Here is a 13438-nt window from a genome sequence, read left to right as displayed (position 1 = left end):
GCGGCATCCGTTGAGCAGGCGAGGGCGCAGCCTCAGCGGATCTCGACCTGCGCCGTCTTGACGGGCAGCATGAGCACGAGCCCGGCGAGCAGGATCAGCACGATGCCCAGGATGCCGAGGCGGGTGTCGCCGCTGAGTGCGACGAACAGGGCGAACAGGCCCGGTGCGAGGAACGACACGGCGCGCCCGGTTGTGGCGTAGAGCCCGAAGATCTCGCCTTCGCGACCCTCCGGCGTGATGCGCGCGAGGAACGAGCGCGACGCCGACTGCACCGGTCCGACGAACATGCAGAGCACGAGGCCGACGATCCAGAAACCGAGCTGCGCGGTGCCGATGACCAGCACCGCGAGGCCGGCGACGACGAGCCCGATGAGCGAGACGAGGATGACGTTCTTCGGCCCGAAGCGGTCATCGAGCCGCCCGGCGAAGATCGTCGAGATGCCGGCGACGACGTTCGCGGCGACCGCGAAGTAGAGAACCTGGGTCGAGCTGAAGCCGAACACCTGGGCGGCGATGATGGCGCCGAAGGTGAACACGCCCGCAAGGCCGTCGCGGAACACGGCGCTCGAGAGCAAGAACAGCAGCACCTGCCGGTTTCCGCGCCACAGTCCGCGCAGCGTCCCCCACAGCACGGCGTAGGAGCGGAAGAAGCCCACCTTCACCCGACGCTCGGATGCCGGGATCTCCGGCACCCGCACGAGCACCGGGATCGCGAAAACGCCGAACCATACCGCCGACGCGAGAACGGCGAGTCGGATGTCCAGACCACCCTCGGTGGTAATGCCGAGCGGGCCCGGGCTCGAGCTGAGCCCGATGAAGCCGAGCAGCAGCACGAGCAGCAGCACGATGCCGCCGACGTATCCCATGCCCCAACCGAAGCCGGAGACCCGCCCCATCGTCTGGCGGGTGGACACCTGCACGAGCATCGCGTTGTAGTTGACGCTCGCGAACTCGAAGAAGACGTTGCCGACCGCGAGCAGCGTCGCGCCCAGCACGAGGTAGTCCGGCGTGCCCTGCACGAAGAACATCGCGGCCATGGCGAGCACGACCAGGCCGGTATTGATGCCGAGCCACAGCTTGCGGCGTCCCGAGCCGTCGGAGCGCTGGCCGAGCACGGGGGCGAGCAGGGCCACCAGGATGCCGGCGATCATCAGCGCGATGCCGATGAGTGACGCATTGTCGGCCTTGGCCGCCACCAGCGCCGGGTTCTTGTCGTCGTCACCGGCCGCCGCGACGATCGCGGGGTCGATGAAGTAGCTGCTGGACAGGTACGTGCTGAACACGAACGTCGTCACCACCGCGTTGAAGGCCGCTGAGCCCCAATCCCAGAGCGCCCACGCGCGGACGCCGCGTCTGTCGGCGGCGATGGCCCGGGCACCGGTGGCGGCGAGCGAGTCGGGAGCGGGCTGAGCGGGCAGTGACATGTTCGTCACGGTATGTCCCTTCGGTGAACGCCGGGTGGCGGCGCGTCGTCGTGCCGCGAGGCTCAGGCTACTCTCGGCATCCCGTCTCCAAAGTTGAGCCTATTCATATCAACTTCGGTTTGACACGAATGAATGCCGCGGCTATCGTGGGAAACATCGAAGTTGAGCCGCAGGGACTCAACCCCGCGGACTCAACCCCGCAGACTTCCTCAGATCCGTTTCACGAAAGGGAACACACATGGCACGTGCAGTGGGTATCGACCTCGGGACGACGAACTCCGTCGTCTCGGTCCTCGAAGGTGGCGAGCCGAAGGTCATCGCCAACGCCGAGGGCTTCCGCACGACCCCCTCGGTCGTCGCGTTCACCAAGGACGGCGAGGTGCTGGTCGGCGAGACCGCCAAGCGCCAGGCCGTCACCAACGTCGACCGCACGCTGGCTTCGGTCAAGCGCCACATGGGCACCGACTGGAAGACCCAGGCGATCGACGGCAAGCAGTACACGCCGCAGGAGATCTCGGCCCGCATCCTCCAGAAGCTCAAGCGCGACGCCGAGGAGTACCTGGGCGACAGCGTGACCGACGCGGTCATCACCGTCCCGGCCTACTTCAACGACGCCGAGCGCCAGGCCACGAAGGATGCCGGTGAGATCGCCGGCCTCAACGTGCTGCGCATCATCAACGAGCCCACCGCCGCGGCGCTCGCGTACGGCCTCGACAAGGGCAAGGAAGACGAGCTCATCCTCGTCTTCGACCTCGGTGGCGGTACGTTCGACGTCTCGCTGCTTGAGGTGGGCAAGGACGACGACTTCTCCACCATCCAGGTGCGCGCCACCGCCGGTGACAACCGCCTCGGCGGTGACGACTGGGACCAGCGCGTCGTCGACTACCTGATCAAGCAGTTCAAGGACACCACGGGTGTCGACGTCTCGGGTGACAAGATCGCGCTCCAGCGTCTGAAGGAAGCGGCGGAGCAGGCGAAGAAGGAGCTGTCGAGCTCGACCAGCACCTCGATCAACCTGCCTTACCTCTCACTGACCGACTCGGGCCCCGTGTCGCTGTCGGAGACGTTGACGCGCGCCAAGTTCGAAGACCTCACCAAGGATCTGCTCGACCGCACGAAGAAGCCGTTCAACGACGTCATCGCCGAGGCCGGCATCAAGGTCGGCGACATCGACCACGTGGTGCTCGTCGGTGGATCGACGCGTATGCCGCAGGTCACCGAGCTGGTCAAGCAGCTCACCGGTGGCAAGGAGCCCAACAAGGGCGTGAACCCGGACGAGGTCGTCGCTGTCGGCGCCGCCCTGCAGGCCGGCGTCCTCAAGGGCGAGCGCAAGGACGTGCTGCTCATCGACGTCACCCCCCTGAGCCTCGGTATCGAGACCAAGGGTGGCATCATGACCAAGCTCATCGAGCGCAACACGGCCATCCCCACCAAGCGCAGCGAGACCTTCACGACCGCCGACGACAACCAGCCGTCGGTGGCCATCCAGGTCTTCCAGGGCGAGCGCGACTTCACCCGCGACAACAAGCCGCTGGGAACGTTCGAGCTCACCGGCATCGCGCCGGCGCCCCGCGGCATCCCGCAGGTCGAGGTCACGTTCGACATCGACGCCAACGGCATCGTCCACGTGTCCGCCAAGGACAAGGGCACCGGCAAAGAGCAGTCGATGACGATCACGGGCGGCTCGTCGCTGCCCAAGGACGACATCGAGCGCATGGTGCGCGAGGCCGAGGAGCACGCTGCCGAGGACAAGAAGCGCCGCGAGGCGGCCGAGGTGCGCAACCAGGCCGAGACGCTCTCGTACTCCATCGAGAAGCTGATCAAGGACAACGAGGACAAGCTCCCCGAAGAGGTCAAGACCTCTGTCCAGGGCGACGTCGACGCGCTGAAGACCGCGCTGGCCGGCGATGACGACGACGCGGTGAAGACCGCTTTCGACAAGCTGAACGCCTCGCAGCAGCAGCTCGGTGAGGCCATCTACGCCTCGACGCAGGCGGCGGGCGAGCCGGCTGACCCCACGGTCGCCGACCCGGGCAACGGTAGCGTGCCGAACCCCGAGGAGGACGTCATCGACGCCGAGGTCGTCGAGGACGAAGACGACAAGAAGCCGGGAACCGGAAAGTAAGAGAATCGAACCATGACGAACAAGGACTTCGAAGAGCCGATCGACGAAGTCCCCGGTGACGAGGGGTCGGAGGCACATGCCTCCGGCCCCGACTCGCAGGGGGACCGGGCGAACGGCGAAGAGCTGACCGTCGATGACATCCTCGACGCACCGCAGACCGACGAGGCTGCGGTGGCCGAGGCATCCGAGGACGAGCGCGACCTGCTGCTGGATCTCAAGCGGGTGCAGGCCGAATATGCCAACTACCGTCGCCGCACCGAGGAGCAGCGCGAGGTGGAGATCGCCCGTGCGAAGGGTTCGGTCGCCAAGGGGCTGCTGCCGGTGCTCGACGACCTGGACCGGGCCGAGAAGCACGGCGACCTCACCGAGGGCACGCCCCTGCTGGCCATCGCGGAGAAGCTGCGCGCCGTGGTCGGCAAGCTGGGCGTGCAGACCTACGGTGTGGCGGGCGAGAAGTTCGACCCGCAGCAGCACGAGGCGATCTTCCACGCGCCCAACCCCGGTGGGGTCGAGGACGGCACGATCCTCGACGTCGTCGAGGTCGGCTACCGTCTCGGCACGATCGAGCTGCGACCGGCCAAGGTCGTCGTCGCCGGCTCGGCCGACTAACGGGAGGAGGTGTCCATGGCCAGTCAGGATTGGTTCGACAAGGACTTCTACAAGGTCCTGGGCGTCTCCAAGGACGTGTCCGAGGCGGAGCTGAAGAAGGCGTATCGCAAGCTCGCACGCACCTATCACCCGGATTCCACGCAAGGGGATCCGGCGAAGGAAGCGAAGTTCAAGGAGATGAGCGAGGCGTACGCCGTGCTCTCCGACAAGAGCCAGCGCGAGGAATACGACCAGATCCGGGCGATGGGGGCGGGCGGTGCCCGCTTCCAGGCTCCGGGGGCCGGCAGCGGCGGCTTCGAAGACGTCTTCAGCCGGTTCGGTCAGCCCCGGGCCGGCTCGCAGCAGAGCGCCGACTTCGATGACCTGTTCTCGATGTTCGGCCAGGGCGGCTTCGGTTCCGGACGCTTCGGCCAGTCGTCGGGTGGATTCCGCGGCTACGGCGGGCCGCAGCGCGGATCGGATGTCACAGCCCGCACCACGCTCGATTTCCAGACCGCGGTGAAGGGTGAGACCATCACCCTCGCCGGCGAGGACGGCAAGCCGTTCAAGGTGAAGATCCCCGCCGGAGTGGCGGACGGTCAGAAGATCCGCCTCCGCGGGCGCGGGCGTCCCTCGCCCGACGGCGGTGAGCCGGGCGACATCGTCGTGAGCATCACGGTGCGTCCGCATCCGGTGTTCACTCGCGACGGACAGAACCTGCGCGTCACGGTTCCGGTGACCTTCACCGAGGCCGCGCTCGGCGCCACCATCGAGGTACCCACCCTCGGCGGCGACCCGGTGAAGCTGCGCGTCGCCCCGGGTACTCCGTCGGGCCGCGTGCTGCGCGTCAAGGGTCGCGGGGTGCACACCTCCAAGGGCACGGGAGACCTGCTCGCAGAAGTGCAGGTGGCTGTACCGTCGCATTTGGACGAGCAGGCCAAGGAGGCGCTCGAGCGCTTCCATGAGCTCGAGCCGAAGGAGAATCCGCGCGCCGACCTCATGGCGAAGGCCCGGGAGTGATGATGACCGACGAGCAGCCCGACGAGGAGGCGCCGATCTTCGCGATCGCCGTCGCCGCCGAGCTCGCCGGTATGCACCCGCAGACGCTGCGGCAGTACGACCGGCTAGGACTGGTGGTGCCCGGGCGCACGCAGGGCGGGTCGCGGCGGTACTCGCTGCGCCACGTCAAGCAGCTGCGTGAAGTGGCCGCGTTGTCGGCGGAGGGGATGAGCCTTCCGGCCATCTCCCGACTCATCGAGCTGGAGAACGAGGCGCGCGGCCTCCGTCGTCGCGTCGTCGAACTCGAACAGCGACTGCAGGAAGAGCTCGGCCGTCGCTCCCGCGTGTTCGCCGCGGGAGCGACGGGCTCGGTCGTCACGCTGCGTCACGGCACGCGTGTACGCCGCGCCACCGAGGTCGTGCTGTGGCGGCCGATGCCCCCGGGTGACCTCGAGGACGATCAGGAGCGCTGACGCTGCGCGATCGCGTCGAGGAACGCGCCGTAGTCGGCGCGAGACAGCGCGGCGTAGCCGTAGGCCCATTCCACGATCGCTTCAGCGGCGGCGCGTCCGGCGCCGAGATAGCCCACCACCTGCGCCGCATGCGGCGATTGCCCGTGCGCCCGCGCCAGAACGGTGGCGCACGCCTGCGCGTAAAGGCGAAACGGCGCGTCTTCCAGCGTCTCAGCGTCGATGCCGCCCTTCATGTCGCGGAACTGGCGCACGTAGTAGTCGCGGTCCGTGCCGCGAAAGTGACCCAGGAACGGATCGGACGCCCCCTGCAGGATGCGCTGCAGCGCCACGACCCGGCCGCCTTCGCCGTACTCGTCGACGAACGCCACGATCTCGGGCGGCAGCGGACAGCGCCCGTACTCCTCCAGCACGCTGCGACCGGCCTCTTTCACCTGCATCACCAGTGCGGCCCCGTCGCCGTCGACGAAGACGGCGACGTAGCAGCGCGTACCCACGCTGCCGACACCCACCACACGGCGGACGACGTCGGACAGCGCGTACTGCGACAGCACCAGTTGCACATCGGCGCGGGTTGTCGCGGTGTATCGGGCGAGCGACTCATCGACGGATGCCGCGATCTCGTCGGAGACGTGCGTCATCGTCGGCGGTTGCTCGACAAACAGCAGGCGACGGTCGGGACCGACGGTCGTCATCTTGCGCACCGCGTGATCTCCGGTGCGCTTCTCGGCATCCGCGATCGCCGTGCGCAGCACCCTGCGCGACGCCTTGTCGATGCCGGTGAGTCCGCCGGCAGCCGTGAAGTGGTGCGAGAAGCGGATCAAGGGCGTCGAGGCGTCGCCGGCGGCCAGGGCGCGGGCGTAGCGAACGACCGCGGCGCGTGCGGCATCCGCCGTCACCTTCTCGTCGCGGCCGGTCGCCTGACCGGCGACGACGATGCTGGTGACGAGGCGCTTCAGGTCCCACTCCCAGCTCGCCCACGCCGCCTCGTCGAAATCGTTCAGATCGAACATCAGCGTGCGCTGCGGCGATGCGTAGAAGCCGAAGTTCGCCACATGGGCGTCGCCGCAAGAGGCGACTCGGATGCCGGTGCTCGGGGCCGCCGCGAGGTCATCGGCCATGAGCGCGGCGGTCCCGCGGTAGAACGCGAATGCACTCGCCGACATCCGCTCTTCGCGCAGGGGTACGAGCTCTTCGACGCGTGTCGCGTTCTGCGCGGACAGGATGCCGAGGGGGTCCCGCGTGCGGGCAGGGAGCTCAGCGAGCGACCTACGCGGAACGCGGCGTCGCAGTCGGCGCCCGTCGTCGTGCGCGCTCGCACGGGAAGCGGGGGCAGACCAAGGCGACGTCGTCATGCGCTCATGATGGCACCGGTACCGCGCTCGGCGCATCGCCGAGGTCGAACAGCTCGAGTTGGCGCAGACGCGTGCTGCGCGGGGTGCGCACTCGTAGGAAGTGGGCCGTTACAGGCTCTGCGAAGCGGAATGGGGTCGTGCGGTCGGGTAGCAGCTCGCGGGGTGCGGTCACGGTCACGTGCCACCACGACGAGCCGTCGTCGCTCGCCTCCCACACCAGCGCGTCTGCAGCGGCGGCGTCGACAGCCGTGACGGTGACGTCGGTCACCCGCGTGGGTTGTGGGAACGCCCAGCCTGCCCAAGCGCCTGCCGTCAGGCGCACGCCACGATCGCCCCACCGCGCGCCGTCGTCGAACAACCGGCGCGCTCCCCACACCCCTCGGGCGCGGATGCGGCGACCCGCGCCGCCGGTGAGGTCGGGATGCCACGCCCCGACCGCGTCCGCCGAGACTTCCGCGCTCCAGAGGTCGCCCGTCGGTGTGTCACCGAACTCCAACTCGAGCTCGACGTCGCTGCCGAAGACGTCGACCGGCAGTGTCGGCGCGTGCCACGGCATCCCGTTGAGCCGGACGGTGCGCAGCACGTGCGCGTCGGGGCCGGAACGATGGGTGCGCATTCGCAGGCGCGAGCCGTCGGCGCGGTCGACGGTGATGTCGTCGAAGAGAGGAGAGGCGATCACGAGGGCTCCGGATGCCGGATCGAGCGGATACAGGCCCAGCGCCGCCCAGAGCCACCAGGCGCTCATCTCACCGTTGTCTTCGTCGCCGGGGAAGCCCTGGCCGATGTGGCCGCCGCTGAACAGGCGTCGAGCAAGCGTGTGGGCGACTTCGCCGACGCGCCAGGGCTCATCGGTCGCGGTGTACACGTACGGAATGTGATGCGCCGGCTGATTGGAGATCGCGCACATGCCGCTGCGGAGCGCGCGGGCCTCGCGCTGCTCGTGGATGACGGTGCCGTATGAGCCGGCGAAAGCCGGGTCGGCGGTTTCGGGCTCGGCGAAGAGCCGGTCGAGGTGGCGGCGCAGCCCCGCCGGTCCACCGTAGAGCTCGGCGAGCCCGGCCGCATCGTGCACGGCGCTGACCGACATCCCCCACGCATTCGTCTCTACGTAGTCCCCGCCCCACGTGCGCGGATCGAACGCTCCGCGCGGCCGTGATCCGCGCGCGGTGCGCCCGCGGAAGAACCCGTGTTCCGTGTCGAAGAGCTGGCGGTACGAGCGCGCCCGGTTGGCGAAGTAGCGGGCGAAGGCATCGGCCGACCCGGCTTCGGCGCCCTCTGTGCGCTGCGCCATTCGCGCGGCGAGGCGGCCGAGGGCGGCGTCGCTGATCGCGTTCTCGATGCTCCAGCTCATCGCCTCGTCGGTGTCGCGGGAGATGAAACCCCGAAACCTGCCTCGGCCGATGCCCTTGCGCCCCCGTCGTGCGTCCGGTGCCCGTTCGCAGGCGTTGCGCCAGCCCGAGGCGAACGCCGCGGCCGGGTCGTCGAGCAGTCCCCACCGCTCGCCGTCGGCGAAGATCTGATCGCTCGAGGTGCCGACCATCGAGTCGACGTAGCCCGGTGCCGACCACCGCGGCATCCAACCGCTGCGTCGCTGCTGTTCGAGGATGCCGTCCAGCAGTTCTCGGGCGCGCACCGGATCGATCAGGCTCATGAGCGGCCACGCCGTGCGGTACGTGTCCCAGTAGCCGTTGTTGACAGCCAGTCGGCCGCGCACAACGGGGGCGCCCGTGACCGTCGCGCTGTGCGGGCCAGCCGGGGTGAACGGATCGGCGTAGACCGGCGTGGGCTGTTCGACGGTGCCCGCGTTCTCGTGTCCGGCGTTCGGGTACAGGTGCAGCCGGTACAGCGCGGAGGCCAGCTGAGCGCGCGAATCGTCGTGTGCGAGACCGTGGAACGGGCGATCGGATGCCGGCAGGTCGGCAATCCGCACCCGGTCGAGCACTCCGTTCCACGCGGTGTGCGTGCGCTCGCGCGCGTCGTCGAAGGAGAGCTCCGCGGGTGCCTCCTGGTCGAGGGAGCGCCAGGCCTGCGCGAGTGAGACGAACGAGATGGCGATGCGCAGTTCGAGCTCGCCGCGACCGCCGACGAAGCCCGCACGATCGGCGCGCCCGTCGTCGTCGAGCGCACCCGCGCGTGCGGATGCCGTGCGGACGACGCCAGCGAAGAACGTGCGCCCGCCGTTGCCTCCCCGCGCGTCGGCCTCGCCGACCCAGCCCTGGACCCGCTCGCCCGTCGCGGTGAGTGCGCCGTGGCGACCGGGCTGATCGATGACGAACCCCACCTCGGCATCGGCCTGCGGCGCGCGCACGCGGAAGAGGCCGACGTGGTCGGTTGCCGTCGCTTCGACCTCGAGCCCGCCATCGAGAACGGCCGCCCACGCATGCGGGTGGGCACGCTCGGTGTCCGGAACGATCCAGCGACGCCGACGGGTGGAGTCCGAGCGCGGGATGGCGTCGAACGGCATGACCTGCAGCACGCCGCGATCGCCGATCCAGGGGCTCGGCTGGTGCGAGAACTGCACGGCCTCCAAACGCCGGCCCTGCTCGTCGTCGTGCACGAAGGGGCGATAGGGACAGCGCTGGTCGCGGGCGTCGGTGGCCGGCGTGAGGAAGGTGAAGCCGTGCGGCACGGCGACGGCGGGGATGGTGTTGCCGCGCGAGAATCGGCTGCCCGCATGCGAACCGCGGCGGGTGTCGACGCGCTCTGCCGGCGTCTGCTCCACGCGCGGCGTCTGGGTGACGCGCACATCGACGAAGCCCGTCACCTCTTGGTCCTCCGCGGCGGATGCCGCGAGCCCCGCCGTACCCAGCGCGATCTCGATCGCGGCGGTTCGGCCGGCGAACGGCGCCAGGCTGACGCTGTCGGCGTTCCACTGCTCGGGCATGCTCCACGCCGCCGTGAACTGGGCGGCCGGATCGAGCGGGAAGCCGTAGCGATCGCGCACACGCGGATCGCTGCTGAGGCGCTCGCCGCCGCTGCGGGCGTCGATCGCCACGGCGAGAGCCGGCCACGGTGCGTGGACCGCGGCATCGCCGTCGGCGTAGAAGGCCCAGTGCAGCACCGTGTCGTCGGTGCACGAGACGGCCTCGAACCCGGGAACGACGGCTGTGGTGAGTCCTTCGGCCGGGCGGAAGCGGTAGCGGAAGACGGTGCCGCCGATCACGCCGCTACGGGGCCGTGACGAGGGCGGGTCGGCCGGGCCGTCGGCGGGCTCCAGCGTATTCACGCCGGGTCGAGGCGGAGCGCCGGCCCGCTCGCGCCGCTCTCGCCGACCGACAGGTCGTCGACGAGGCGCAACGCCCGCGCCAGCTCGTCGACGGCCGGAACGACCGTGCCGAACCGTTCGCGGTCGCCGCCGGTCGCCGTGACGGTGACCAGATGCGAGCCGGTGTCCCACGTGTACGTGGCGAACGGCGGGGGCGTCGTGCCGCCGTCGCGGGTCGGCGGGGTGGGCATGACGAGTTTCTCGCCGACGCCCAAGTAGGTGCCCCGGAAGCTCTCGGTGTCGTCGTACTCGATGGGCATCATCGCCCGGGCGGTGCGCAGCTGCGGCGTCAGCTGCTGCACCTGCGCCATCACCACCATGAGCTCCGGCTCCGCCTTCCACACCCAGACGAGCACGCGACCGGCGGCCTTGCGCATGAGCGCTGGAGCGGCCTGGCTCATCGCCCACGCCGCGAAGCCGCCGCCCGAACGCGGCTGTGCGCCCATCGCCGCGTTGGCCTGCGCGAGCAGCATGCGGATCGCCTTCTTGCGGGCGCGGCGACCGGAGAAACCGAACGAATCGGTCACCGGCACCCAACGGGCGGGGTCAGCGTCGGCAGTCAGGCGGGCCATGACACCACGTTACGCGGCACCCCTGCTCACGGGCTGGGAGAGGGCCCTCGGGTAGACTCGGCACGGTGGCGCCGCGACCGGCGGTCTCGCCGCCGACGCATAGATTGGCCCCGCACCCCGTGACCGAATCCGCGACACCCGACGATCCGAACCCCGCTCATCGGCCGCTGACGATCGTCATCGCCGCCGACACCTTCAGCCCCGACGTCAACGGCGCTGCGCGTTTCGCGGAGCGCCTTGCCGCCGGTCTCGCCGGCCGCGGGCATGACGTGCACGTCATGACCCCGAGCGTCAAGCACTCCGTGCACGGCACGTTCCGCGAGACGATCGAAGGCCAGCAGATCACCGTGCACCGTCCACCGGGATGGCGCTATGCCCCGCACGACTGGCTGCGCTACGTGCTGCCGTGGATGGCCAAGCACTATTCGCGCAAGCTCCTCGACGAGGTGCCCGCCGACGTCGTCCACAGCCAGTCGCACATCGTTCTCGGCCGCGCATTGACCCGCATCGCGCGCCAGCGCGGCATCCCGGTGGTGGCGACCAACCACGTGATGGCCGAGAACATCCTCGATTTCACGACCCTGCCCCCGCTGCTGGACAAGCTGGTCGTCAAGCTCGCCTGGGCCGACGCGAAGCGCACGTTCGACATGTCGCGTGCCGTCACGACGCCGACGCGCAAGGCGGCGGAGTTCCTCGAGGACACGATCGACATCCACGGCGTCATCCCGATCAGCTGCGGCATCGACAAGCGCAACTACACGCCGAATCTCGAGCCGCGTGCGCACAGCCGGGTGCTTTTCGTGGGCCGCCTCACCACCGAGAAGCACGTCGAGGTGACCCTCGCCGCCGTGGCCAAGCTCGCTCCCGAGATCCCCGATATCACGTTCGACATCGTGGGCGGCGGCGACCAGCGTCGTTCCCTCGAGCAGGTCGTGCAGCGACTCGGTCTCCAAGATCGCGTCACGTTCCACGGTCGGGTCGAAGAAGACGAGCTGCGCGCGGCCTACACGCGCGCCGACGTGTTCGCGATCGCGTCGATCGCCGAGCTGCAGTCGATCGCGACGATGGAGGCGATGGCGTCGGGTCTTCCCGTCGTCGGTGCGGACGCCGTGGCGCTGCCGCATCTCGTGCACGACGGCGAGAACGGCTACCTGTTCGAGCCCGGCAACGTCGATGACCTCGCCGACAAGCTGCGCCGCGTGCTCACCGCCTCGCCGGAGGAGTACCTGCGGATGCAGCAGGCGTCACTCGACGGTGTGGAGATCCACGACATCGACAAGACGCTCGACACCTTCGAGAAGCTGTATCGCGGCGAGTCTCTCGACGGCTGACATGCGCCTGCTGTTCGACGCGCGGTACATCCGCACCGATTTCCACGACGGCATCAGCCGGTACTCTGCCGAGCTCGCCGCCGCCGTCGCGGCCGAGGCGCCGGCTCGTGAGGTGGAGGTCGCGTTCCTCATCCACGACGAGGCACAGCGGGCGTTGCTTCCGCCGAGCGCTCGTGTGCTGCGCATCCATGCGCCCACCGCCGTGCAGGAGCCGTTCAGCGCCCTGCTGCTGAACCGGTACCGCCCGGATGCCGTGTTCTCACCGATGCAGACGATCGGAACCCTCGGGCGCCGCTTCGGCCTGATCCTCACGCTGCACGACACCATCTACTACCGTCACCGCACACCGCCGCGCGATCTGCCCTGGTATGTCCGTGTCGGGTGGCGGTTGTTCCACCTCTCGTACCTACCGCAGCGGTTGACGCTCAACGCCGCCGACGTCGTCGCGACGGTCAGCGACACCAGCGCCGCCGAGTTCGCGCGTGTGCGCCTGACGAGACGGCCGGTCGTCGTCGTGCCGAACGCGCCGCAGCGCCTGGCCGAGCTGCTGCCGACGGATGCCGTGGTCCGGACGGGGGCGGACAACCTCGTCTACATGGGCTCGTTCATGGGCTACAAGAACGTCGAAACCCTCATCTGCGCGGCGGGCCAGCTGCCCGGCCGGACGCTCCACCTGCTGTCACGCATCTCGCCCGACCGTCGCGCCGAGCTCGAACGGCTCGTCGACCCTGCGGGCGCCGAGGTGCGCTTTCACAACGGCGTGACGGATGCTGAGTACTCGGCATTGTTGGCCGATCGTGCGGTTCTCGTCTCGGCATCCCTCGACGAGGGCTACGGACTGCCGGTCGCCGAAGCCCTCGCCCTCGGCGTGCCCGCTGTCGTCACCGACATGCCGATCTTCCGCGAGGTCGCCGGTGACGGTGCGCTGTACGCACCGGGGACGGATGCCGCAGCCTTCGCCGCCGCGGTGCGCTCCCTCGACGATGTGGCGCACCGCGACGCGGTGATCGCCGCCGGGACGGATCACATCGCGCGGTTCTCGTGGGAGCGGTCGGCCGGGGTACTCCTCGACGCGCTCGATCGACTGCCGCGTCGGCGCTGATCAACCACGTGTCGACTCGCCGAGGCGCGCAGCGCCGAATCGACGGGTGTGCTGCTCACGGTAGCCGCGAGGGGTCGGTTCGCACCGACCGGTAGTCGTCGGTGATGAGTGCGCGTACCGTCGCGGCCACGGAGACCACGACCACGAGCGCCAGGATGACGAAGAAGATGACCATGGCAGAAATGCTACGTCCGTAGATGAACCGCC

Annotated in this window: 10 protein-coding genes; 6 read left to right on the top strand and 4 right to left on the bottom strand. The window is 69.3% G+C overall.

Annotation, left to right across the window (positions count from 1 at the left end; all coding sequences use genetic code 11):
* Window positions 1-32: 32 nt before the first annotated feature.
* Window positions 33-1424, bottom strand: coding sequence for an MFS transporter (locus ITJ43_RS09515; protein ID WP_194583596.1), 1392 nt, complete (start codon window positions 1422-1424; stop codon window positions 33-35).
* A 238-nt stretch (window positions 1425-1662) separates the two neighbouring features.
* Between ITJ43_RS09515 and dnaK the strand changes: the two genes are divergently transcribed.
* Genes dnaK through ITJ43_RS09495 form a run of 4 tightly spaced genes read left to right on the top strand, consistent with a single transcriptional unit; the run spans window position 1663 to window position 5609 of the window.
* On the top strand, window positions 1663-3549 hold the full coding sequence (dnaK, locus tag ITJ43_RS09510) for a molecular chaperone DnaK (RefSeq protein WP_194583595.1): 1887 nt from the start codon (window positions 1663-1665) through the stop codon (window positions 3547-3549).
* A 12-nt stretch (window positions 3550-3561) separates the two neighbouring features.
* A complete protein-coding gene (locus ITJ43_RS09505) occupies window positions 3562-4158 on the top strand; it encodes a nucleotide exchange factor GrpE (RefSeq protein ID WP_194583594.1) in 597 nt (198 codons plus the stop codon).
* Between the two features lie 15 nt (window positions 4159-4173).
* Window positions 4174-5157, top strand: a complete 984-nt coding sequence (locus ITJ43_RS09500) for a DnaJ C-terminal domain-containing protein (RefSeq protein ID WP_194583593.1) — start codon at window positions 4174-4176, stop codon at window positions 5155-5157.
* A gap of 2 nt (window positions 5158-5159) precedes the next feature.
* A complete protein-coding gene (locus ITJ43_RS09495) occupies window positions 5160-5609 on the top strand; it encodes a heat shock protein transcriptional repressor HspR (protein ID WP_194583592.1) in 450 nt (149 codons plus the stop codon).
* Here the strand turns inward: ITJ43_RS09495 and ITJ43_RS09490 are convergent.
* Genes ITJ43_RS09490 through ITJ43_RS09480 form a run of 3 tightly spaced genes read right to left on the bottom strand, consistent with a single transcriptional unit; the run spans window position 5597 to window position 10798 of the window.
* Window positions 5597-6961: a DUF2252 domain-containing protein gene (locus tag ITJ43_RS09490; RefSeq protein WP_194583591.1), complete on the bottom strand. Its 1365-nt coding sequence runs from the start codon at window positions 6959-6961 to the stop codon at window positions 5597-5599. The genes ITJ43_RS09495 and ITJ43_RS09490 overlap by 13 nt on opposite strands.
* A 4-nt stretch (window positions 6962-6965) precedes the next feature.
* Window positions 6966-10187 (bottom strand): GH92 family glycosyl hydrolase, encoded by a 3222-nt coding sequence (locus tag ITJ43_RS09485; protein ID WP_194583590.1) that lies wholly within the window; start codon window positions 10185-10187, stop codon window positions 6966-6968.
* Window positions 10184-10798, bottom strand: a complete 615-nt coding sequence (locus ITJ43_RS09480; RefSeq protein ID WP_194583589.1) for a hypothetical protein — start codon at window positions 10796-10798, stop codon at window positions 10184-10186. The genes ITJ43_RS09485 and ITJ43_RS09480 overlap by 4 nt, the downstream gene beginning before the upstream one ends.
* 119 nt (window positions 10799-10917) lie before the next feature.
* Here ITJ43_RS09480 and ITJ43_RS09475 point away from each other — a divergent pair, with 119 nt between their 5' ends.
* Both ITJ43_RS09475 and ITJ43_RS09470 read left to right on the top strand, forming a co-directional pair.
* A complete protein-coding gene (locus ITJ43_RS09475) occupies window positions 10918-12129 on the top strand; it encodes a glycosyltransferase (protein WP_194583588.1) in 1212 nt (403 codons plus the stop codon).
* Between the two features lies 1 nt (window position 12130).
* Window positions 12131-13231, top strand: coding sequence for a glycosyltransferase (locus ITJ43_RS09470; RefSeq protein ID WP_194583587.1), 1101 nt, complete (start codon window positions 12131-12133; stop codon window positions 13229-13231).
* Window positions 13232-13438: the final 207 nt, after the last annotated feature.

Source organism: Microbacterium sp. VKM Ac-2870 (assembly GCF_015350795.1).
GTDB lineage: Bacteria > Actinomycetota > Actinomycetes > Actinomycetales > Microbacteriaceae > Microbacterium.
This window is presented reverse-complemented; position numbering and strand designations above follow the sequence as displayed.

Bases quoted from the DNA above. Each gene is read 5' to 3' on its own strand.
- ITJ43_RS09515 (WP_194583596.1), bottom strand. From the start codon at position 1,424: ATGTCACTGCCCGCTCAGCCCGCTCCCGACTCGCTCGCCGCCACCGGT.
- dnaK (WP_194583595.1), top strand. From the start codon at position 1,663: ATGGCACGTGCAGTGGGTATCGACCTCGGGACGACGAACTCCGTCGTC.
- ITJ43_RS09505 (WP_194583594.1), top strand. From the start codon at position 3,562: ATGACGAACAAGGACTTCGAAGAGCCGATCGACGAAGTCCCCGGTGAC.
- ITJ43_RS09500 (WP_194583593.1), top strand. From the start codon at position 4,174: ATGGCCAGTCAGGATTGGTTCGACAAGGACTTCTACAAGGTCCTGGGC.
- ITJ43_RS09495 (WP_194583592.1), top strand. From the start codon at position 5,160: ATGACCGACGAGCAGCCCGACGAGGAGGCGCCGATCTTCGCGATCGCC.
- ITJ43_RS09490 (WP_194583591.1), bottom strand. From the start codon at position 6,961: ATGACGACGTCGCCTTGGTCTGCCCCCGCTTCCCGTGCGAGCGCGCAC.
- ITJ43_RS09480 (WP_194583589.1), bottom strand. From the start codon at position 10,798: ATGGCCCGCCTGACTGCCGACGCTGACCCCGCCCGTTGGGTGCCGGTG.
- ITJ43_RS09470 (WP_194583587.1), top strand. From the start codon at position 12,131: ATGCGCCTGCTGTTCGACGCGCGGTACATCCGCACCGATTTCCACGAC.